The organism is Dietzia sp. WMMA184, assembly GCF_002441635.1.
GTDB lineage: Bacteria > Actinomycetota > Actinomycetes > Mycobacteriales > Mycobacteriaceae > Dietzia > Dietzia kunjamensis.
Genome location: NZ_NXEI01000001.1, coordinates 1,801,409 through 1,823,307 on the forward strand (window position 1 = coordinate 1,801,409; position 21,899 = coordinate 1,823,307).

Annotated in this window: 21 protein-coding genes, 1 tRNA gene and 1 pseudogene; 10 read left to right on the forward strand and 13 right to left on the reverse strand. The window is 67.3% G+C overall.

Annotated elements, in window-relative coordinates; translation table 11 throughout:
- Positions 1–48: 48 nt before the first annotated feature.
- Genes CK206_RS08280 through CK206_RS08290 form a run of 3 tightly spaced genes read right to left on the reverse strand, consistent with a single transcriptional unit; the run spans position 49 to position 3,172 of the window.
- Positions 49–1,200, reverse strand: a complete 1,152-nt coding sequence (locus tag CK206_RS08280) for an acyl-CoA dehydrogenase family protein (RefSeq protein WP_096906130.1) — start codon at positions 1,198–1,200, stop codon at positions 49–51.
- Positions 1,197–2,360, reverse strand: coding sequence for an acyl-CoA dehydrogenase family protein (locus CK206_RS08285; RefSeq protein ID WP_096906131.1), 1,164 nt, complete (start codon positions 2,358–2,360; stop codon positions 1,197–1,199). The genes CK206_RS08280 and CK206_RS08285 overlap by 4 nt, the downstream gene beginning before the upstream one ends.
- A gap of 8 nt (positions 2,361–2,368) precedes the next feature.
- Positions 2,369–3,172 (reverse strand): crotonase/enoyl-CoA hydratase family protein, encoded by an 804-nt coding sequence (locus tag CK206_RS08290; protein ID WP_096906132.1) that lies wholly within the window; start codon positions 3,170–3,172, stop codon positions 2,369–2,371.
- 383 nt (positions 3,173–3,555) lie between these two features.
- Here CK206_RS08290 and CK206_RS08295 point away from each other — a divergent pair, with 383 nt between their 5' ends.
- From CK206_RS08295 to CK206_RS08310, 5 genes are all read left to right on the forward strand, one after another.
- The gene (locus CK206_RS08295) at positions 3,556–3,813 is read left to right on the forward strand and encodes a hypothetical protein (RefSeq protein ID WP_096906133.1); all 258 of its coding nucleotides are present in this window, start codon (positions 3,556–3,558) and stop codon (positions 3,811–3,813) included.
- 618 nt (positions 3,814–4,431) lie between these two features.
- Positions 4,432–4,560, forward strand: a complete 129-nt coding sequence (locus tag CK206_RS20105; RefSeq protein ID WP_216824125.1) for a DUF3800 domain-containing protein — start codon at positions 4,432–4,434, stop codon at positions 4,558–4,560.
- A 27-nt stretch (positions 4,561–4,587) separates the two neighbouring features.
- Entirely contained in the window at positions 4,588–4,914 is a 327-nt protein-coding gene (locus tag CK206_RS08300) for a transposase (protein WP_096906134.1), read from the forward strand.
- Positions 4,907–6,058, forward strand: a complete 1,152-nt coding sequence (locus tag CK206_RS08305; RefSeq protein WP_007633757.1) for an IS30 family transposase — start codon at positions 4,907–4,909, stop codon at positions 6,056–6,058. The genes CK206_RS08300 and CK206_RS08305 overlap by 8 nt, the downstream gene beginning before the upstream one ends.
- Positions 6,059–6,078: 20 nt before the next feature.
- On the forward strand, positions 6,079–6,984 hold the full coding sequence (locus CK206_RS08310) for an IS3 family transposase (RefSeq protein WP_223210264.1): 906 nt from the start codon (positions 6,079–6,081) through the stop codon (positions 6,982–6,984).
- Between the two features lie 149 nt (positions 6,985–7,133).
- On the opposite strand, the gene CK206_RS08315 is transcribed toward CK206_RS08310, so the two are convergent.
- The gene (locus CK206_RS08315; RefSeq protein WP_096906135.1) at positions 7,134–7,424 is read right to left on the reverse strand and encodes a hypothetical protein; all 291 of its coding nucleotides are present in this window, start codon (positions 7,422–7,424) and stop codon (positions 7,134–7,136) included.
- Positions 7,425–7,611: 187 nt separating this feature from the next.
- Positions 7,612–8,013, reverse strand: coding sequence for a hypothetical protein (locus CK206_RS20290; protein WP_254050522.1), 402 nt, complete (start codon positions 8,011–8,013; stop codon positions 7,612–7,614).
- Between the two features lie 79 nt (positions 8,014–8,092).
- Between CK206_RS20290 and CK206_RS20740 the strand changes: the two genes are divergently transcribed.
- From CK206_RS20740 to CK206_RS08330, 3 genes are all read left to right on the forward strand, one after another.
- Complete coding sequence (locus CK206_RS20740; RefSeq protein ID WP_363426216.1) at positions 8,093–8,665, forward strand: tyrosine-type recombinase/integrase; 573 nt, start codon at positions 8,093–8,095, stop codon at positions 8,663–8,665.
- Entirely contained in the window at positions 8,604–8,771 is a 168-nt protein-coding gene (locus CK206_RS19990; protein WP_173674743.1) for a hypothetical protein, read from the forward strand. The genes CK206_RS20740 and CK206_RS19990 overlap by 62 nt, the downstream gene beginning before the upstream one ends.
- A 68-nt stretch (positions 8,772–8,839) precedes the next feature.
- Positions 8,840–9,937 carry an IS630 family transposase gene (locus CK206_RS08330; RefSeq protein WP_081470573.1) on the forward strand — a complete coding sequence of 366 codons (1,098 nt, stop codon included), beginning with the start codon at positions 8,840–8,842 and terminating at the stop codon, positions 9,935–9,937.
- A 193-nt stretch (positions 9,938–10,130) separates the two neighbouring features.
- On the opposite strand, the gene CK206_RS20590 is transcribed toward CK206_RS08330, so the two are convergent.
- The 5 genes and pseudogenes from CK206_RS20590 to CK206_RS08350 form a co-directional block, all read right to left on the reverse strand.
- The gene (locus CK206_RS20590) at positions 10,131–10,751 is read right to left on the reverse strand and encodes a DUF2335 domain-containing protein (RefSeq protein WP_096906138.1); all 621 of its coding nucleotides are present in this window, start codon (positions 10,749–10,751) and stop codon (positions 10,131–10,133) included.
- Positions 10,752–10,799: 48 nt separating this feature from the next.
- Positions 10,800–11,897: an IS630 family transposase gene (locus CK206_RS08340; protein ID WP_081470573.1), complete on the reverse strand. Its 1,098-nt coding sequence runs from the start codon at positions 11,895–11,897 to the stop codon at positions 10,800–10,802.
- Between the two features lie 262 nt (positions 11,898–12,159).
- Positions 12,160–12,783 (reverse strand): hypothetical protein, encoded by a 624-nt coding sequence (locus tag CK206_RS19515; protein ID WP_143337707.1) that lies wholly within the window; start codon positions 12,781–12,783, stop codon positions 12,160–12,162.
- A gap of 167 nt (positions 12,784–12,950) precedes the next feature.
- Positions 12,951–13,886 (reverse strand): phage major capsid protein, encoded by a 936-nt coding sequence (locus CK206_RS08345; protein ID WP_096906139.1) that lies wholly within the window; start codon positions 13,884–13,886, stop codon positions 12,951–12,953.
- A gap of 348 nt (positions 13,887–14,234) precedes the next feature.
- Positions 14,235–15,164: pseudogene (locus tag CK206_RS08350) on the reverse strand (IS5 family transposase).
- Positions 15,165–15,234: 70 nt separating this feature from the next.
- On the opposite strand from CK206_RS08350, the gene CK206_RS08355 reads away from it, so the two are divergent.
- A complete protein-coding gene (locus CK206_RS08355) occupies positions 15,235–15,669 on the forward strand; it encodes a tyrosine-type recombinase/integrase (protein WP_216824126.1) in 435 nt (144 codons plus the stop codon).
- A 67-nt stretch (positions 15,670–15,736) separates the two neighbouring features.
- Here CK206_RS08355 and CK206_RS08360 read toward each other — a convergent pair.
- Positions 15,737–15,809 (reverse strand) — tRNA-Thr (locus CK206_RS08360).
- 75 nt (positions 15,810–15,884) lie between these two features.
- Positions 15,885–17,099 carry a DNA polymerase III subunit delta' gene (locus CK206_RS08365; RefSeq protein ID WP_096906140.1) on the reverse strand — a complete coding sequence of 405 codons (1,215 nt, stop codon included), beginning with the start codon at positions 17,097–17,099 and terminating at the stop codon, positions 15,885–15,887.
- A gap of 73 nt (positions 17,100–17,172) precedes the next feature.
- On the opposite strand from CK206_RS08365, the gene CK206_RS08370 reads away from it, so the two are divergent.
- Positions 17,173–18,744 (forward strand): adenylate/guanylate cyclase domain-containing protein, encoded by a 1,572-nt coding sequence (locus tag CK206_RS08370; RefSeq protein WP_096906141.1) that lies wholly within the window; start codon positions 17,173–17,175, stop codon positions 18,742–18,744.
- A gap of 76 nt (positions 18,745–18,820) precedes the next feature.
- On the opposite strand, the gene topA is transcribed toward CK206_RS08370, so the two are convergent.
- Positions 18,821–21,799, reverse strand: coding sequence for a type I DNA topoisomerase (gene topA, locus CK206_RS08375; protein ID WP_067711464.1), 2,979 nt, complete (start codon positions 21,797–21,799; stop codon positions 18,821–18,823).
- Positions 21,800–21,899: the final 100 nt, after the last annotated feature.

Consider the following 21,899-nt stretch of genomic DNA (forward strand, 5'->3'; position numbering starts at 1 on the left):
TCGAGGGTACCGAGATCGCGGCCCGTGGCGCGCGGCCCAGCCCGGGGCTCAGCGGTCCCGCGAGGGCGCGGGGTGCGCCCGGGTAACGCGGTCGAGCCACGCCACCGCCGCACCGTCGATCGGGGTGCCCTCGACGACCATCGGCCACGCCCCGTCCATCCCGCCGGCCACGGCCGCGTCGGCGAGCAGGGACTCCCAGAACGTGGCCGAGCCGAACTCCCCGCGCCACTGCAGCGCGGGCAGCGTCAGGCGGTGCAGGGTGTGCTCGTGGGTCGTGCCCATCGCGCCGTGGACCTGGTGGGCGTTGCGGACGGCCACCGCCATGGCCTGCGAGACCGTGCTGCGCGCCACGGCCACCCGGAATCCGGACAGTGGCCCGCCGAGGTCGGTGGTGATGGCGTCCGCGACGGCCTGGTCGACCGCCGCGCGAGCGAGGACCGTCTCCGCGGCGATGTCGACGACGAGGTTCTGCACCGACTGGAACCGCGCCAGTGGCCGGCCGAACTGATTCCGCTGGGTGGCGTGCGCGACGGCCGAGTCGAGCATCCCCTCGGCCGCACCCACGCACTGCACCGCCCTGGCCAGTGCTCCCCGCAGGACGGCGGCCTCGACAGCGGCGGTGTCGACCGCGGTCCACGTCGCGTCCTCCGGCGGGCTCACATCGGCCAGCGGGACCGCGGACACCCCGCGGACGGCCGCGACGCCGATTCGGCCTGTCGGCACCTCGGCGAGCTCGTACCCGCCGGTCCGGCGCCCGCCCACCTCGTCGTCGTCCCCTCGGACCCGTCGGACGAACAGGACCGTGTCGGTGCCACCCGCCCAGGCCACGCGCCGCGCGAGGCCGCCGGGGCCGATCACCGCGAGGGTCGCCGTCGCCGTGGTGGCGTCGTCGAGCGAGGCGGCGCGGCGAAGGGGCCCGACGACGAGGTCGGTCTCGGCGTACGGGACGGCCACCCCCGCAGCCGCGGACAGGCGGAGCAGAGCAGCCGCCTCGGCCCAACCGGCGCCACTCCCGCCGCCCGCCTCCGGGGCGGTGAGCCGGGCGAGCCCCACCTCGACGAGGCTCTGCCACACCGTCGCCGGGTCGGGTTCCCCGTCGGCGCCGGTGTGCGCGGCGAGGACGTCGCGCATCATCGTGAGCAGATCCTCGTCGACGCCCGGGTCGGCGGTCGCCGCGTGCTGATCGGTGCCGTCGCTCATCGCATCCCCAGTCCCCGCGCGATCACGCCGCGCAGGATCTCGTTGGTCCCGCCGCGGAGCGTGAATCCGGGGCGTTGGTGGAGTCCCGCCCGCAGCAGGTCCGTCAGTTCGGCCGCAACCGGGTCGTCACCGGCCGCGAACTCGTCGCCGAGGCCCGCGGAGACCGCGTCCACGAGATCACCCTCGGTGGTGGTGCCCAACAGCTTGACCAGCGCGGCGGCGGTGTCCGCGGGCTCGCCCCGCTGGAGGGACCCGGCGATGTTCTGGCTGAGCGCGTGCAGACCGGCCATCCGAGCCACCGACCGGCCGAGGTCGGCGCGGGCGGGCAGCGCCCCCGAGGCGACCGCCCCGATCTCGGCGGCGAACACCCGGAAGGAGGACAGGAACCGCTCGGGACCGCTCCTCTCGAAGGCCAGCTCCGAGTTGACCTGCTCCCAGCCGTGACCGAGGGTGCCGAACACCATGGAGTCGGGCACGAACACCTCGTCGAGGATGACTTCGTTGAAGTGGTGGTCGCGCGACAGCGAGACGATGGGGCGGATGGTGACGCCCTCGCTGCGCAGGTCCACGATGAACTGGCTCAGGCCCGCGTGGCGGTTCGACGTGTCCAGAGGTTCGGTGCGGCACAGGGCGATGAAAGCCTCGGCGTGCTGGGCGCCGGACGTCCACACCTTCGTCCCGGTGATCGACCAACCGCCGTCGACCCGGACGCCCTTCGTCCGCACGCTCGCGAGGTCGGACCCCGAGTCCGGTTCGCTCATCCCGATGCCGAAGCAGCACTCGCCCGCAGCTATCCGGGGGAGGTACTCCCGCTTCTGTTCCTCGGTCCCGTACCGCAGCAGCGACGGCGCGATCTGACGGTCGGCGACCCACTGCGCCGCCACGGGTGCCCCGACGGACAGGAGTTCCTCGGTCACGACGAAGCGTTCGAGGAAGGTGCGCCCGTGACCCCCGTACTCGGTGGGGATCGTCATCCCCACCCAGCCGCGCTCGGCCAACCGGCGGGTGAAGTCCTCGTCCCACCTGGTCAGCCACGTGTCGATCCACGGGGTGAGGCGGCCTGCGGCGATCTCGTCGGATAGGAACGACCGTACCTCGCCCCGCAGGGCGGTCATCTCCCTCGACGCCAGGGTGGTCGGTGGGGCGATTCGCGACGGCATCGGAACCGCTAGCGGCCGGTGTAGGTGCCGGGGCGCTTCTCGCCGAACGCGGCGAGCGCCTCGCGGTGATCCTCTGTGTGGTGGGCGAGCGCCTGCATCGCCGACGAGAGTTCGAGCAGCGACTCCAACGACTGGTGCTGGGATTCGCGCAGGAGACGCTTGGCCATCCGCACCGCATGCGGCGGGTTCTTGGCGACCCGCGCGGCCAGGGCGTGGGCCGCCTTCAGCAGGTCCTCGGGCGCCACGACCTCATTGACCAGGCCCCAGGTCACAGCCTGCTCGGCCGTGACCCGGTCCCCGGTCAGGGCCATCTCCGCGGCTCTCGCCGGGCCGATCGCCTTGGTGAGCAGCCAGGCACCCCCGTCGCCGGGGATGATGCCCAGTTGGACGAAGCTCTCCGCGAACCACGCCTTCGTCGACGCGACCCTCAGGTCACACATCACGGCGAGGTCGCACCCCGCGCCCACCGCCGGCCCGTTGACCGCGGCCACCACCGGCACCTCGCAGTGGTACAGGGCGCGCGGGATCCGCTGGATACCCTGGCGGTACCCGTCGCGGAGCTCGTACGGGCTTCCGCCGAACATGCCGGCCCGGTCCACCATGTCCTTGACGTTGCCGCCCGCGGAGAACGCCGATCCCGCCCCGGTGAGCACGACCGCGCGCACGTCATGGTCCGCGTTGGCCACCGCCACCCGCTCGCAGATCGCGTCGACGATCGCCGGGTCCGAGATGGGGTTACGGACGTCGGGCAGGTTGAGCGTCCACGTCTCGATGTGGTCGGCTCGCTCGACGAGCAGGGGCGTTGAGGCCATGGGGCTTCTTCCTGGGTAGCGGGATCGGCGTTGTCGTTCCGGGGGCCCGGTGTCGGGCCACCTCGTCGGTACCCGACTGTATCCAGTGGCCCCGGTCGCCGTCACAGTTCGCCGACGCCTCCCCTCCGCTCGGCGCCGCGGCCGGGAGACGACGAAACCCCGGCCGGGGGGACCGGGGTTCGTGGATTTTCTGGTGGAGCCGCGTGTCGGAATCGAACCGACGACCTTCTCGCTACGAGAACAACCACCAGCCCCTGGCCAGAGAATCATAACCTCCTGGCCAGGGATTTTGCGTGTTGGCCACGTTGGTCACGGATAGGTGGACACGGACAGTCTGTGTCCAGAACGTGTCGACGGACGCCGGGGTGCGGCAACCTTGTCTCATGCTCTCGAAAATCACGACAGAAGAAATCCGCGACTACCTCGTGAAGGCCATTCCCCACACTTGGGCCGTCTGGGACGAGGCCAAGAAAGCGAACCCCGCAGACGATCAAAAGGCCCTCTGGGCATCGGGTCGCCTCGACGGCCTCACGCAGATACTTCACGTACTCGACAACGACGAGTTCGACCGCCTGAGTGAGGAGCGAGAGAAACGGATCAATGCCGTTCTGGGGATCGAAGACGCCGACGACGAGGACTGACCCTTTCCCTCCGCCGCCTGCCCTCACCACGTCGGGCCGACTGCGCATACGGACGGCGTGATGCTGACGAACCGCTTCGCCGGCCCTGACGGCATGGAGGTTCCCTCCGCCGCCGGAGTCGTCGTCATGTACGTGAAGGACTATTCGACCCGGCACTTTCTGGAGTCCGGCGCCTCCTACCCCCAGCCCGTGACGCCGACGGGTCCCTGGTGGTTGGGCAGAAAGCGACTACTTCGGCAACTTGGGCAGGTAGAGGCCGCATTAGGGCATGACGGTCAGGTCTCCCGACGACCAACGACTGCCGCCTCCTCAACTGCCGCAAACTCTCCTCGCTGCCCCACTCAAAACACGCCGAAGGTTGTCTGTGGAAAACTCTGTGGATTACTGGGGGATGCTTGTGGACAATTCCTATTCCGACCTCGGGGTTTACAGCTAGAACGCCACTTCCAGATAGGCGAGCAGCACTGTGACCAGCGGTTTCGCATCGCGACAACGCCACTTCCGCAAGGGAGCCACGCAATTCCCTAATTACGCATGTGTGTTTTCCCAGTTGGGGATGCTTTTCGAGGTACCACCGGGTTTGACTGCCCTGTCCGGTCGTGCGCTTATGCTCAGACCATGATCTTCGCGTACATCGACGACACCGGCGACGACGGCGACCCCGCCAAGAACGGGGCCACCAAGTGCTTCGGCCTCGGGTGTCTTGGACCGTTCCCGCTCTGGTGGACACCCGGAGATGAGCGGTGAGTTCCCCCAAGATAGAGGGAGCGGATTATGGGATCTACTCGTCGGAGCTTCACTGCCGAGTACAAGGCCAACGCGGTAAGTTTGGTCATCGATGATGGCCGTGCGATCGCCGAAGTTGCACGCAGTATCGGCGTTCACGAGATGACGTTGGGGAAATGGGTGAAGAAGACTCGAGACGAGGGAAACGGTGAGTCTGACCGCCCGTTGAATGAGGACGAGCGGGCGGAACTCGAGCGCCTTCGCGAAGAAGTGAAGCACGCCCGGATGGAGGTGGAGTTCGCAAAAAAAGTAGCCTTAGACTCAAACCGTCAACGCAACACCAAGCAATTTATGGTGGAGGTGGACGATGGCTAAGATTGGTCGGCCCGGACTGCCGCCGGAGGAACGGCAGCGGGTCTGGGATATGTGGAAGGCGGGGTCGTCGATCAGTGAGATCTCGCGATCGGTCGACTCGCCGCCGGGTTCGGTGTTTTCGATCCTGCGGCCCAAGGGCGGGATCTATCAGTCGCCGCAGAAGCGCCGGGCGGGGACATTGAGTCTGTCCGATCGGGAGGAGATCTCCCGCGGTCTGGCGGCGGGCGACTCGTACCGCCAGATCGGTCGCCAGCTGGGACGGCCTGCGTCAACGATCTGCCGAGAAGTCGGGCAGAACGAGGGTAGGGAGCGCTATCGCGCCATCGACGCAGACGACCGCGCCTGGCGCCGGGCCCGGCGTCCTCAGAAGCCCAAGCTGGCCACGAACCCTGTACTGCGAGGCTACGTCGCTGCACGACTGAAAGAGGAATGGTCTCCGGAACAGATCGCTGGTCGGCTGAAGAAGCAGTACCCAGCCGGGTCGCGGATGCTGATCTCGCACGAGGCGATCTATCGGTCGCTGTACATCCAATCCTGGAATGTGCTGGACAAGTCGTTACAGAAGCAGTTGCGCACCGGCAGACCGATTCGTCGCGCGGTCAGCAACACCACCTCCGGCCAGTGGCGCTCGCAGATCAAAGACGCCGTGTCGATTGATGCCCGTCCAGACGACGTCGCGGACCGCGCTGTTCCAGGTCACTGGGAAGGCGATTTGATAATCGGATCGGAGCAGTCCCAGATCGCCACGGTCGTGGAACGCTCCAGCCGCTACACCTGCTTAGTCCAGGTCGACTCACGCCATGCGTCCTCTGTTACTGAAGGACTGTGCCGGGAGCTGTCGGCGCTCCCGGAGACGATGTCTCGCTCCCTGACGTGGGACCGCGGCATGGAGCTGGCCGGACACAAAGACGTCGCCGCCGGCACCGGGATCAGCGTGTACTTCGCCGACCCACACTCGCCCTGGCAGCGCGGCACCAACGAGAACACCAATCGCTGGCTTCGTCAGTATTTTCCGAAGAAGACAAGCATGAACGGCTACTCCCAGGCTGACTTGCACCGAATCGCGGAGAGATTGAACAACCGGCCCCGGAAAACCCTCGACTACGACACTCCCGCCGAACGCTACGCCGCCCTGTTGCATTGACGATTTGAATCCAAGGCGACCTGGTTCGCGAAAGACCCGCGGTGAAATTCGCGGCTATCGCGGACTGGGCTGAATCCGATTCATATCCGGTCACGTTCATGTGTGCTCAACTCGGCGTATCGACTTCTGGCTACTACAAGTGGCGCGGCAAGTCGCGCTCAGCTCGAGACCTCCGAGACGACGAGTTAACAGCGCTGATCGAGTACCACTACGAGCACCTCAACGGCCGTCCCGGCGTTCGGCGCATGCGTGCGGAACTCGCCGCCGGCGGCCACCGGGTCTCGCACAAGCGGGTGTGGCGGCTCATGAAGGTCGCAGGTCTGGAAGGCCGCCACCCGAAGGCGTGGAAACGCACCACCGTCGCCGGAGACAGCCCCGTTGGGGCACCTGACCTCATCGGCCGCGACTTCACGGCGGCCGAGGCGAACACCAAATGGTGCGGCGATATTACTTACGTACGGACCTGGAACGGCTGGGCGTACCTGGCCACCGTCATCGATCTGCACTCCCGGATGGTCGTCGGATGGGCCGTGGCCGACCACATGCGAACCGAGCTGGTCACCGACGCACTGGACATGGCCATCGCTCGTCGTCGACCACCCGGAAAAGTCATATTCCACAGCGATCGCGGAACTCAATACACGTCCACCGACTTCCATAAGTACTGCACGAAAAACAATATCCGACGATCATTGGGGCGCACTGGCATTTGTTTCGACAACGCGGTCGCAGAATCATTCTTCGCGAGCTACAAGAAGGAACTCATTCACACGCGCCCGTGGCCCACTCTAAAAGCACTCAAAAAGAGCACATTCACCTGGATTGAGGAGTACTACAATAGGGCCCGACGACATTCCACACTGGGCTATTTGACACCAGCCGAGTTTGAACTAGGATTCAGAGACATATACGAACTCGCCGCTTAATTGCAGTGGCCACTTTAGCGGGAACACTCCAGACGGGACCGTGGGCCCGGCGGAGGAGACAGCCGGCCGGGTGCCCCAGTCTGTGGGCGCGGGAGAGTTCCGCGTCGGTCACCGGCCGGGCCAGGACGGCCTCCAGGGCTTCCCGGAAGTCACCCATGGTCGGCCACCTCCTCCACGGTGCCGTCGTCCTCCGAGACCTCGGTGTCGTCCACGGTGTCGCCCTCCGAGACGACCGGCGGCCGGTCGTCCACGACCTCGCGGGCGTGGTCCCGCTGGAGGCGGAGACGGACGTGGATCCTCTCGTCGGGGTCGAAGAACTCCCGGACGATCTCCCTAGGCAGGGAGCCGGAGCCCACCACGGCCGGGCGGCCGGCCCGAAGGGCTTCACACGCCCGTGTCACCGGGTTGTGGCCGTCGACCATCTGGGCGTACAGGTGCATCTGCCGGACTACCGGAGCGGCCAGGTAGTCATCGACTAGGTCCAGGTCGGCGCGTCCCTGGACCGCCTAGCAGAGCCGGCGACACCGGCAGTCCTGGAGACCCTGGGACCAGACCGCCGCGAACAGATCCAGACCGTCCTGGACTACGGCCGACTGGACGCCGAACTCATCGACCGCCGCGTGTCCCTCATTCGCGGCACCACAGAGGTGAAACGACCACGGCCACGATCACGAAGTACGAGACGTACGAAGTCAGGTACCAGCCCCTGGAGGGTAAGACGACCCGGAAGCGTGGCTTCTCCACGAAGCGGGACGCCTCCGCCTTCGCCACGTCCACGGAACACTCCAAGTCGGTCTGCGGGTACGTTGCTCCGCCGGCCGGGCGGGTCACCGTGGGCACCGTCGCCGCGCGGTGGGTGTCGGGTCTGGAGGGCCTGGCGGAAACCACCAGGGAATCGAACCTGTCCGTGTACCGGTCCCACGTGGCCCCGCGCTGGGCAGAGGTCCCGGTGGGGAAGGTCAAGCCCTCGGCCGTGAAGACATGGGTCTCAGAAATCCACAACGCCGATGCTGGGGCGTCCACGATCACGCGGGCGGTCGGTGTCTTCCGGCAGATTCTGGCCGTAGCCGTCGAAGACGGGCGCCTGGCCACGAACCCGGCCCTGGGCATGCCCCTCTCACGCCGCCAGCACCGGGCCAGGGGTTACCTCCCACGGCCTGGCGGAGGCCCTGGCGGAACGCCTGGAGGCCCCCGAGACGCCGCCCTGGTCCGGTTCCTGGCTTACACCGGCCTACGGTTCGGGGAGGCGGCAGGCCTGGTGATCGGTGACGTAGCCATGCTCCACCGCCGGGCCACCGTCCAGCGGTCCGCGGCGGAGGCCGGGGGGAAGGTCCTGACCACTCCCGGGAAGACCTCCACACGCCGCACGGTGCCGGTTCCGGCGTTCCTCGTGGTCGAACTCTCCGCCCTCATGGTTGGTCGGTCCCGCGACGATCTCCTGTTTACCGGCCCCGGTAGCCGAGTGCTCCGCCCGTCGAACTGGCGACGACGGGTGTTCTCTCCTGCCCTCACGGCCGCACGGTTCGATGACCCGGAGTTCCCAAAGGTCACCCCCCACGATCTCCGCCATACGGCGGCCTCCCTGGCGATCTCCGCCGGAGCCAACGTCAAGGCAGACCATGCTGGGCCACGCCTCCGCCGCCATGACCCTGGACGTGTATTCGGACCTGTTCCCGGATGATCAGGAGGCGGTGGCCGCGCGACTGGATGAGGCCCGGTCCGCGTCCATCGGGACAGTTTTTGCCCAAACGGTGTCCACATACGACGAAGGGACCGCCTCCGCCTAGTGCGGAAACGGCCCCTAGTGTCGTGCGTGTGAAGTAGTTTTACAGTTGGGTTTGTGAAATCATGGGGCATGGCGAATCGACCTGCCCCGGCATTGATGTTGCGTCCCGGCGATCGCGAGAAGCTTGAGAGAATGACGCGCTCGCAGTCGATGTCGGCAGGCATGGTGCAGCGAGCTCGCATCGTGCTGCTGGCTTCGGAGGGCCGGCGTAATGCGGAGATCGCCGAGTTGGCCGGGGCGTCGCGGCCGAAGGTGAACCTCTGGCGGTCCAGGTACGAGGACAAGGGCATCGGGGGCCTGGCTGATGAGAAGCGTTCTGGTCGGCCGCGCACGATCGATCACGCGGAGATCGTGACGGCGACCTTGATGCCGCCGCCGAAGTCTCTGGGCGTGACCCACTGGTCGTCGCGGCTGCTGGCGTCCCGGTTGAAGGTCTCGGCCTCGACGGTGGTCACGGCGTGGCGTGCCTACGGGATCAAGCCGTGGCGCTCGGAGTCGTTCCGGTTCTCCACCGATCCTGAGCTGGTCGGCAAAGTCACCGACATCTGCGGCCTGTACCTGGCGCCGCCGGAGAACGCGATCGTGTTGTGCGTGGATGAGAAGTCCCAGATCCAGGCACTGGATCGTACTCAGCCGATCTTGCCGATGCAGCCCGGCCTGATCGAGCGGCGCAGCCACGACTACGTCCGGCACGGCACCAGCACCCTGTTCGCGGCGCTGGACATCGCCACCGGTCAGGTCACCGCCGCACTCAAACCGCGTCACCGGAACCAGGAGTTCCTGGCGTTTTTGAAGCAGATCGAGCGGGCGTACCGTCATGTCGTCGATGCCGACGGTCAGCCAGTTGAGCTGCACCTGGTGATGGACAACTACGCCGCCCACAAGCACGCAAACGTCAAGGCCTGGCTGGCCGAAAATCCCCGGTTCAAGGTCCACTTCACACCCACCCACGCGTCGTGGATGAACCTGGTCGAGGTGTGGTTCGGCATCGTCGAACGCCAGGCCATCCGCCGTGGGATCTTTACATCCGTCAAGGACCTCAACGCGAAGATCCGCGCCTTCATCGACGGCTGGAACCACCGATCCCACCCCTTCGTCTGGACGAAAACCGCCGACGAAGTCCTCAAGAAAGCCAACCGTAAGAAGACTTCAAATGCGGACCACTAGCCTGATGCTCCTCTTCGAGCCGCGTGTCGGAATCGAACCGACGACCTTCTCAAGTCGAATCGCACGGTTAGAGGTTCCGACCGTTACGGGACGGCACCGACAGTGCAGGTCAACGCGGAGGGACGAGTTGACCGTTCCGTCGGGCACTAGTGAGAAGTGCCGGTTTTCGTGCCCGAACCGTGCCCTTGGCTGCCTACGGCGTCTCGGCTAGGTCACTGCCGGGGCCCTCCTCGTCCTCGCGTCCTTTTCCCTTGGAGCCAAGCTCGATGCCCAGGAAGCCCAGGATCACCGGGGCGGCGCCAGGGATACCGAACAGGGGGGCGACGATGTAGTTCGCTGGCGCGGGAAGTACGAACAAGATTAGGAGCGAGCTGGCAATTAGAACTGCACAAATTGCGAACGCGAACCACTGGCCCCGAAGGTCCATCTTGATCTTCGCATCCGCACCAGCCCTCGAGATCTCCCGGTCATGGCGAGAGTTGGCCATCGCGTCGTCGATAATTTCCCGGGCCGAACCGGGGACGATGTCTTCGTATTCCCGCAAGGTCCATGACGCCGGTATCGGGCCAAAGTGGGAGTGTATTTCCTCCCGCTGGATGAGCTCCAGTTGTTCCCCGCCGTCTATCCGCGGGGCGTGCCTCCACGGCTGCTCATCGCTCGCTGGATGGACGTCCCCGTTGCCTGGAACGATCGAGCGGTCCGAGTCTTGGTCCGCTGCCTCTCGCTCGCGACCATCTTGGCCATCCTGCCCCCGTCGCTCAGGCGAATGGTCCCCATGCCCCTGATGATCGGCTTCCCTGCGTCCATGGTCCATACCGTACCTGTCGAAGTTGAAAGCCCCGGCAACAGCGCCGAGGTGTGACTAGTGGTCCGCATTTGAAGTCTTCTTACGGTTGGCTTTCTTGAGGACTTCGTCGGCGGTTTTCGTCCAGACGAAGGGGTGGGATCGGTGGTTCCAGCCGTCGATGAAGGCGCGGATCTTCGCGTTGAGGTCCTTGACGGATGTAAAGATCCCACGGCGGATGGCCTGGCGTTCGACGATGCCGAACCACACCTCGACCAGGTTCATCCACGACGCGTGGGTGGGTGTGAAGTGGACCTTGAACCGGGGATTTTCGGCCAGCCAGGCCTTGACGTTTGCGTGCTTGTGGGCGGCGTAGTTGTCCATCACCAGGTGCAGCTCAACTGGCTGACCGTCGGCATCGACGACATGACGGTACGCCCGCTCGATCTGCTTCAAAAACGCCAGGAACTCCTGGTTCCGGTGACGCGGTTTGAGTGCGGCGGTGACCTGACCGGTGGCGATGTCCAGCGCCGCGAACAGGGTGCTGGTGCCGTGCCGGACGTAGTCGTGGCTGCGCCGCTCGATCAGGCCGGGCTGCATCGGCAAGATCGGCTGAGTACGATCCAGTGCCTGGATCTGGGACTTCTCATCCACGCACAACACGATCGCGTTCTCCGGCGGCGCCAGGTACAGGCCGCAGATGTCGGTGACTTTGCCGACCAGCTCAGGATCGGTGGAGAACCGGAACGACTCCGAGCGCCACGGCTTGATCCCGTAGGCACGCCACGCCGTGACCACCGTCGAGGCCGAGACCTTCAACCGGGACGCCAGCAGCCGCGACGACCAGTGGGTCACGCCCAGAGACTTCGGCGGCGGCATCAAGGTCGCCGTCACGATCTCCGCGTGATCGATCGTGCGCGGCCGACCAGAACGCTTCTCATCAGCCAGGCCCCCGATGCCCTTGTCCTCGTACCTGGACCGCCAGAGGTTCACCTTCGGCCGCGACGCCCCGGCCAACTCGGCGATCTCCGCATTACGCCGGCCCTCCGAAGCCAGCAGCACGATGCGAGCTCGCTGCACCATGCCTGCCGACATCGACTGCGAGCGCGTCATTCTCTCAAGCTTCTCGCGATCGCCGGGACGCAACATCAATGCCGGGGCAGGTCGATTCGCCATGCCCCATGATTTCACAAACCCAACTGTAAAACTACTTCACACGCACGACACTAGATGCTCACAATGTTGCCAGTACCAGATCACGGGCGTGCCCGATTCTGACGAGGAGCACTCGTGCGGACTATCTGGCTGCGCGGGCCAGCGCGCGGCAGAGCCCCGCCACCGCTGGCGCGAGGGGCGGGGCTCTGTGCTACCGGATCAATAAACACCAGTGGAGGGGCCAGCCCCAGCGATCCGACGGGCTTCGATATGTCCCCGGCAGTCACGACCTGACTGGTGCATTCACCCCTTGCCGTTGGAACTGCTTTTCGCCGATCCGATACACGGTCAGCGCCTCCGCCCCCTTGAGACAAGACTCGACTGATCCACCGATATCCGTCATCTCGTTACTCCAATCCCCCTCCGGAATGTGGTGCTTCAGTGGGAACTTAAACGCCTTGTCTCTATTTGGCGCCAACCTCGCCTTGGTCACGGGAGCATCCCTATACGGCAAGGCCACTGGTACGGCGGACTCAATCCACACGTCTCGATCGAGCCGGTTTCGGACCACGACCACCACGTATGTCAGCGGCTCTCCGTCTGCACCGGAGTTGCGAGGGTCGTCGACCGTCACCCATGACCAGACCTTCGATGCTTCTAAGCCCTCCCGTTCAATTGCTGCCGCTCGCTCTGCGTCCCGCTGCTTCCGTAGATCCTTCTGCTGAATAACGAATGTGGCTGCCGCCCAGAACACCGCGGCAGCTGTGGCGGCGGCACCGGCGACTTGCCCAGCAGCGGCGACCCACTCCGCAACCCACCCGTGAGTCTTGAGAACGCCGATCGCGAGACCGATGCCCAGAAACAGGACACCAACGGCAATGAGTGTGGTGATAAACCATCGCTTCATCCGGCCATAGTCTCAGACCTCGGTTGCGGTCGCCTCGACGGCCACCGGGGTAGTACCGGCGCGCTCGGCACCCTGGCATGGTTGAGCCCCGCCCCTCGACGGCCCAATAACGAGGAACGGGGCTCGGGCGGTCACCTCGCCTGAATGGGGACGGGGGATCGCCGGTCTTAAACGCCCGTGGCGGCCGAGGTGGACACGATCACGGACCCGGTCGGCTGGTACACGGCCAAAGGGAACCGGCCCTCACACCGGGCGCGGACCTGGTTGCGATCGAAGTCATCGCCGGAGGTGGACCACTCGACCGCGACACCCTGACGGTCCGAGTAGAGCGCCAGGGTCGATGTGTCGAGCATGACCGCGGACCCGACCGGGAGCGCGTTCGACACCGCCACCTGAACACCCCACACGCGGCGCGCGGCCCGGTCGATCGGCGACGAGGCGAACGTGAACTCGCCCGACCCCGACGAGGTCGACAGTTCGACGGCCTCCCAGTCCTCCGGGCGGATCACCACGGCGGTCGGCTGGTGCCCCACGTTCTCGAGCTTGGTCACCGACCGGCGCAGGGTCGTGAGCAGATCGTCGGCGAACGGCTGCGTCTGCACACCGGAGGTCTCGAGCAGGCCGGTGAGGTTCTGCCCCGTGCCGTCGCCGTTGAGGACTTGGTCCTCGACACAGGAGAACAGGCCGTAGCGCAGCTCCGAATCGAGGAACCGGGTGAGGGCGTCGACGTCGATCAGGTCGTACTTGCCGACCGGCTCGGTCAGGTGCGCCACGACCCGCAGCGACCCCTCGACACGGTCCAGGCCGTACTCCGAGGTCGGTTTAGGGGCGCCCGGGGCGACAGGCGCCGCGGCGTTGTTGCGGGCAATCTGGCGCAGGTACGCGAAGTCCGGCGAGTCTACGGTCACTGTGGACAGCAGCTGGAGGAACGACGTCGGGATCTGCGGGGTCTGCACGAGCCCCGGGGCGACCGTCACCGAGTCGGTGACAGACCCGCCGGCGGGCAGCAGGGACTTTAGCTCGGCGCCCGGATGGATCGTCGCGGACAGTTCCGCGGACCGGTGGCCAGGCGGCCGGCGAGGTCGCGGGAGGCGGCCGGCCACACCGCGAAACGATCCGTGCCGTCACCCTTCCCGCCGTCCTTGCGGGCCATGCTGTTGATCGGGTCGAACAGTCGCCCATCCTTCGCGGCCTTCGCGGCATGTTAGTCGCCGGACTTCACCTCAGCGGTCAGCCCGTCCATCCGGGCGCCGCGCTCCCTCACCCTTGCCGACCTTGCCGCCCTACGCGAGCGGGTCGCGGCGTGGACACTGCGCGAGCTGGACGACGAGCAGACCGGACGCCAGGGGCCCGCGCGCGGTCCGGACATGGCGGACATGCTCGAGGTTCTGATCGGCTCAGGAGTCCGCATCGGGGAGTTGCTCGCGCTCCGGTGATGCGACGTGGTCGGGCTAGGGCGTGTCTCCCAATTGGCGTAGCCAGGTGAGAATTGCACAGAGGGTGACGGCAGCGCGGTAGGTGATCGCGAGTTTGTCGTAGCGGGTGGCCAGCGCTCGCCATTGCTTGGCCAGAGCGAAGGAACGTTCAACGACGTTTCGGTCTTTGTAGAGGCCAGTGTCGAGTTTCGGGGGTCGGCCACCGCGGCTGCCGCGGCGTTCGCGAGCGGCGATGGTGTCGCTTTTCTCCGGGATGACAGCGGCGATACCGCGACTGCGGAGCTGGCGGCGGATCGTGCCGGACGAGTAGGCCTTGTCTGCGATCACCGCGTCGGGGCGGGTGCGGGGTCGGCCCTTGCCGTGGCGTGGGACGTGGATGTCGGCCAAGACTTCGGCCAGCATCGCGCCGCCGTTTCGTTGCCCACCGGTGATCACGTTCGCCAGCGGTCGGCCGCGGCCATCGACAGCACTGTGAATCTTGGTGGTCAGCCCTCCTCGCGAGCGACCGATGCCGTGACCTGCGGGTTCACAGTCCCGGAAGGGCCGGTTCTTGTGATTCGACCCTGCCCCCTGTGTCCTGCTCAGGGCGCGTTGTATTTGTGCCGTGCTGATGAGCGCGGCAGATGGTGGCGTCGACCGAGACGTTCCAGTCGATCTTTCCGGCTGCGTCGGCATCGGCCAGGATCACGTGCAGGATGCGATCCCAGGTCCCGTCCCGGGCGTAGCGGGCGTGACGCTTCCACACGGTCTGCCACGCACCGAACTCCTCGCGGGGTAGGTCCCGCCAGGGAATACCTGCTCGGTAGCGGTAGATGATCCCCTCGACGACCTTGCGATTGTCGCGAAACGGATGCCCCTGCGCCCTTCATTGGAGGGCAGCAGGGGCTCTATCCGCTCCCACTGCTCGTCGGTGAACTGGCGAAATCGTGACTTCGTCTGTCCCATACGGCCACGGTCTCGCGGGTCACCGCTCAGCTATGGGAGACACGCCCTAGACGGCGAGGGGCCGGTGACCGTGGCGGGGACGCTCGTTGAACTACGCGGCGAGGGCATCCGACGGCAGGGACACCCGAAGTCGTGGGCCGGGCACCGAACCGTGGTCCTGCCGGAATTCGCGGTGGCCGCGCTTCGCCGCCAACGTGCGCGCGGCATCCCCTCGGCGGAGGATCTCGTGTTCCCCGGGCGGACGGGCGGGCCGAGGTGGCCGGCGAACGTACGCACGGCGTGGAGAGCGATCCGCGGCGACGAGTACGCCTGGGTGAAGCCCCACACCTTCCGGCGCACGGTCGCGACTCTCGTCGAGCGCGAGGTGTGCCTAACGGCCGCCACGGCCCAGCTCGGACACTCCGGGACGGCCGTGACTGAGCGCCATTACGTCGAGCGCGCGGCCGGGGCGCCGGACCTCACCAGAGTGCTGGGCACGCTTTCCCCTGCGGATTCCGCGCCATAATCGTGCCCTGACACCAGAAAAGCCAGGTTCACCGGGCGGACTTACCACCTGGACCTGGCCTCTTCTGAGCCGCGTGTCGGAATCGAACCGACGACCTTTTCATTACGAGTGAAATGCTCTACCGACTGAGCTAACGCGGCGAACCCTTGTGGGGCGTCGCAACTATATCCGACCGACCCCCGTCGCCGAAAAACGACCCGCCCCCGCCCCCGCTGTCAGCCCAGTGCGGCGCGGATCGCGCCCACCATGGCGGACACCGCGAACTTGGGTTTGACGTTGACCTCGATCGCCGCCCGGCACTCCTGGATCGCCTCGATCGCCCGGAGGATCGAGGCGGCCGGATAATGCCCGCCGAGCCTGGCCGCCTCATCCGCCTTGTCCGGATGGACAGGGTCGACCTCACGGGCGCCGAGCGCCGACATGAGCGCATCGCGGTAGAACCCCGCCAGGTCCACCAGCGCGAGATCCAGTGAGTCGCGGGTGGAGCGGGTCCGTCGCGACTTCTGGGCCTTCTCGAGTTCCTTGACCGCCCCCGTCGCACCCCGCCCGGCCGACGCGGTGCCCTTGCCGGTGCCGCCCGCCCCCAGCGCGGTGCGCAGCTCCTCGACCTCCCGCTCGTCGGACTCACTGTTGCGGGCCACCGCCTCCTGCTCCGCGGCGCTGACGAGCCGGTCCGCGAGCGGGAAAGCCCGACCGGGGTTGTGCATGACCATAGGCAACTGGAGGACGACGTCCCGCCGCTCGCGGGTCGCCTCGTCGGTCGCCAGCCACCGAGCCCGACCCACGTGTCCCGAGGACACCGACGCCGCCCACCGCGCCAGATCGGGTTCAATCGGGTCCCCGCCAGCGAGCAGCGCACGCTCGACCGATGCCGCGTCCGGCTGACGCAGTGCGACGTTCCGCGAGCGCGACCGCAGGGTCACCATGATGTCCATCGGGTCGGTGGTCGGCGAGCACAGGAGGAACACCGTCCGGCTGGGCGGCTCCTCCACGACCTTGAGCAGTGCGTTTCCGGACTGCTCGGTGAGCCTGTCCGCCTCCTCGACCACCACGATCTGCCAGCGCCCGGTGCCGGGGCGACTGGCCGCGCGGTGGATGGTCTCCTTGACGTCCTTGAGCAGGATATTCACGCCCTGCGGGGCGAGCAGGTGCACATCCGCGTGGGTGCCCGCCAGAACCGTGTGGCACGCGCGGCACTCCCCGCAGCCCACCACGTCCGGGTGCTCGCACTGCAGAGCGGCGGCGAACGCCATGGCCGCCACGCTGCGGCCGCTGCCCGGTGGACCGGTGAACAGCCATGCGTGGACCATCCGGGCATCCGACTCGTCCCACCCCTGTCCCGGCACCCGGGCACGAGCGGCCGTGGCGGCAGCGGTCAGCTCCGCCACGGCGTCGGCCTGTCCGGCCAACCGATCGAACACCCCGGGCATGGCCCCCACCATATCCCCGCCTACCGACATACCTGCGCTCCCGGCATCACAGGTGCGAACTAGGCTTGGGCCGATGGAACGATGGGTCAGGTTGTTCAGGTGGCTGTGGGCCACCCCGTGGCCCGTCTATGCCCTGACCATGGTGCAGGCGAACATCATCGGCGCGGTCTTCGTGTTCTCGTTCCTGCGTTTCGTCCTGCCGATGGACCGGTTCCTCGACCTCGACCAGTTCCGCTTCCTCAACCAGTACCTGTTCATCGGCTATCTCGTGCTGGCCTTCGTCGGCGGCGTCATCGCCTCGACGCTGCTTCTCCTGCCCGTATTGCGGGTCGACCGGTCGGGGGCGGACTTCGACGGCGCCATCCGCCGCCGTACCCTGCGGCTGCCGTTCCACCAGGCGCTCATCTCGGGCGCCACGTGGGTGATCGGGACGCTGCTGTTCGTCGCCGTCAACGTGGGCCACTCCCCCAGGTTGGCTCTCATCGTGGCGGTGACCAGCCTGCTCGGCGGCAGCACCACGTGCCTGATCTCCTACCTGCAGGCCGAGCGGATCATGCGGCCGATCACGGTCCGGGCCCTGTCGCAGGGGGTCCCGGAGAACCGGCACGTCCCCGGCGTACGCCGTCGGATCTTCCTGGGTTGGTCACTGACCACGGTCATCCCGATCGCCGGCATCCTGCTCATCCTGACCGGCCACTGGTTCGGCCTCTTCGGCGACGATCCGGGCCTCATCCTGGTCGCGTTAGCGGTGTTGGCCAGCGTCGCCGTGATCGCCGGCGCGATCGGCATGGGGTTGGTCTCGGACTCCATCGCGGACCCGGTCCGCGAGATGCAGGCGGGCGTCAGTCGCGTCAAGCAGGGCGACCTCGAGACACGCGTGACGATCTACGACTCCTCGGAGATCGGCCGACTCGCCCAGGGGTTCAACGAGATGGTGACGGGGCTGCAGGAGCGGGAGGCCATCCAGGACTTGTTCGGCCGCTACGTCGGCGAGGATGTGGCCCGCAACGCCCTCGAGCGGGGCACCGAACTGGGCGGGCAGGAGCGCCAGGTCGCGGTGTTGTTCGTCGATCTCACCGGATCCACCGAGTTCGCCGCGTCCCACGAACCCGCCGAGGTCGTGAGGGTGCTCAACGAGTTCTTCCGGATCGCCGTCGAGTCCGTCGACACCAACGGCGGGTACATCAACAAATTCCAGGGTGACGCCCTTCTCGCGGTCTTCGGGGCGCCCCTCGAGGTCGACAACGAGGCCGGCCGCGCCCTGCGCGCCGCCCGGGCACTGCAGGCCAGGCTCGCGGAACTGGCACCGCTGACCGCCGGCATCGGGGTGTCCTACGGGACCGTCATCGCGGGGCACATCGGTCACGCCAAGCGGTTCGAGTACACGGTCATCGGCGACCCCGTCAACGAGGCGGCGCGGCTGACCACGCTGGCCAAGATGGAGCAGGGGCACGTCCTGGCGTCGGCGGCCACGATCCACCGGGCCGACGCCCCCGAGGCGGCACGCTGGGTGCTGGGCCGCAGCGTCGAACTGCGCGGCCGGGGCATCATGACCCAGCTCGCCCGGCCCCTGCGCCCCACCCTCGCAGACCGGTGGCAGGCGGGCTCCGTGGCGTTGCGCCCGGCCGACGACCCGGCGCGCTGACACCCCGCGACTCGAGACCCCACGAGACGCCGACACCCCGCGCGGCCTCAGCAGCGCGGGGTGTCTCGTGCGGGTCTCAGCGGCGCGACGCGGCCGTCTTCTTCGCCGGCGACTTGCGGGCAGGGGCCTTCTTCGCGGGCGCCTTCTTCGGCGGCGACTTGGCGCGCCGCTCCGAGAGCAACTCGGAGGCGCGGGCGTCGGTGAGGCTCTCCACGGTGTCGCCCTTGCGCAGGGAGGCGTTGGACTCGCCGTCGGTCACGTACGGGCCGAAGCGACCGTCCTTGACCAACATCTGCTTGCCGGAGACCTCATCGACACCCATCTCACGCAGAGCCTTGGGGGCGGCGGCCTGCCGGCCACGACGCTTGGGCTCGGAGTAGATCTTCACCGCGTCCTCGAGCGTCACCGTGAACACCGCGTCCTCGGAGTCGAGGGTCCGGGAGTCGGTGCCCTTCTTGAGGTACGGCCCGTAGCGACCGAGCTGGGCGGTGATCTCCTCGCCGCTGGTGGGGTCGACGCCCACCACGCGCGGCAGCGACAGGAGCTTGAGCGCGTCCTCCAGCGTCACCGTCGCCGGCTCCATGGACTGCATCAGCGAGCCGGTCCGGGGCTTCGGCCCGGTGGGGCTGTCGGCCTCCTTCTTCGCCCGGCGGGTCACGGCGGCCTTCGCCTTGGTGGCGGCCTTCTTGGCCTCAGCCTTGGCGTCGTCGTCCTTGGCGGCGGCGATCGCGGCGTCGCGCTCGGCGTCGATCCGCTTCTTCTCCGCATCCGCGTCGGCGAGCACCTTCTTGGCCCAGACCGCCTTCTCGGCGTCGGTGGCCTCGGGGAGCTTCTCGGTGACGTAGGGGCCGTAGCGCCCGTCCTTGACGACGATCTCGTGTCCGGTCTCGGGGTCCACGCCCAGCGGGCGGCCGTCCTGAGGGGTCGAGAAGAGCTTCTCGGCCACCTCGAGTGTGAGCTCGTCCGGGCTCATCCCCTCGGGCAGGTTGGCCCGCTGGGACTCCTCGGCGCCGTCCTCGCCGGCGACCATGCGCTCGAGATACGGACCGTAGCGACCGACCCGGACGTGCACCGGGCGGCCCTCGGAGTCGTCGAACACCCGGATCGAGTTGATGCTGCGGGCGTCGATCGCCTCGAGGTTGACGTCGACGAGGTTCTTCAGCCCCACGGCGTAGTTGGCCTTGTCCTCGTCGCCGGACCCCTCGGTGGCACCGAAGTAGAAGCGCCGCAGCCAATCGTCCCGGTTCTCGCGACCCTCGGCGATCGCGTCGAGTTCGTCCTCCATCAGCGAGGTGAAGTCGTAGTCGACGAGCCGGCCGAAGTTCTGCTCGAGCAGTCCGACCACGGCGAAGGCGACCCAGCTGGGGACAAGCGCGTTGCCGCGGACGTAGACGTATCCCCGGTCCTGGATGGTGCGGATGATGCTGGCATAGGTCGACGGGCGGCCGATGCCCATCTCCTCCATCGCCTTGACCAGGCTCGCCTCGGTGTAGCGGGCGGGCGGGCTGGTGGTGTGCCCGTCGGGGACCAGGTCGGTACCGGTGAGCTGCTGTCCCTCGTCGAGGCGGGGCAGGCGCCGCTCGGCGTCGTCCGCCATCTGCTTCTCCGAGCCCTCGGCCGGGTCATCGGTCGCCTCGACGTAGGCCTTGAGGAAGCCGGGGAACGTGATGGTGCGGCCCGAGGCGGCGAAGGTGGCGCGCTCGTAGCCGGAGGCGTTGTCGCCGGCGTCACCGCTGATGCGGATGCTGACGGTCGTGCCGCGCGCGTCGGCCATCTGGGAGGCGACCGTGCGCTGCCAGATGAGCTCGTAGAGCCGGTATTCCTCGGCGTCGAGGGCACTGTGGAGCTGCCCGGGGGTGGCGAAGGTCTCGCCGGCGGGCCGGATGGCCTCGTGGGCCTCCTGCGAGTTCTTGACCTTCCGGGTGTACTGCCTCGGCGTGGGTGAGACGTAGTCGCTGCCGTACAGCTCCGTGGCCTGCGCGCGGGCGGCTGCGATGCCGCCCTCGGACAGGGTGGTGGAGTCGGTACGCATGTAGGTGATGTAGCCGTTCTCGTACAGTCGCTGCGCGATCCGCATGGTGCGCTCGGACGTGTACCGCAGCTTGCGGCCGGCCTCCTGCTGGAGGGTGGAGGTCATGAACGGCGCGTAGGGGCGCCGGGTGTACGGCTTGGACTCGACGGAGTCGACGACGAAGTCGGCACCGGTCAGCGCGTCGGCCAGCGCCCGGGCCGCCGGTTCGGCGAGGACGACGGAGTCCTTGGCCGCGCCGGTGGACTTCAGACGCCCGTCCTGGCCGAAGTCGCGGCCCTGCGCGACCCGGGCGCCGTCGACGGCGGAGAGGCGGGCGGTGAAGCTGCGGGGTTCACCGGCGTCCCCGCCGGCGGATCCCTTCGTGGCCAGGGTCGCGGTGATGTCCCAGTAGTCCGCGGCGACGAACGCCATGCGCTCGCGCTCACGCTCGACGATCACGCGGGTGGCCACCGACTGCACGCGGCCAGCGGACAGTCGCGGCATGACCTTCTTCCACAGCACCGGGGAGACCTCGTAGCCGTAGAGACGGTCGAGGATCCGGCGGGTCTCCTGGGCGTCGACGAGGTCGGTGTCGAGCTCGCGCGTGTTCTCGGCGGCGGCGAGGATGGCGGGCTTGGTGATCTCGTGGAACACCATCCGCTTGACCGGCACCTTGGGTTTGAGGACCTCGAGCAGGTGCCAGGCGATCGCCTCGCCCTCACGGTCGGGGTCTGTCGCCAGCAGGAGCTGGTCCACGCCGGCGAGTTCCTTCTTGAGCTCGGCGACCTTCTTCTTCTTGTCGGCGCTGACGACGTAGATGGGCTCGAAGTCGTCGTCCGGGTTCACCCCGAGCCGCGCCCACGGCTCCTTCTTGTACTTGGCCGGGATGTCGGCCGCGCCCTTGGGCAGGTCGCGGATGTGTCCGACCGACGCCTCGACCACGTAGTCGGACCCCAGATAGGGCTGGATCTTACGTGCCTTGGTGGCGGACTCGACGATCACCAGGCTCCGTTTGCCGCCCGATGCTGCCTTCTTGCTCGCCACTGGAGTGCTCCCAACCTGCGCTGATTCCGTCGTCGACGCCCTTCACCGACCACCGGTCCCGGCTACGGTACGCGTGCCGGGGCCCTTCTATAGGAATTCA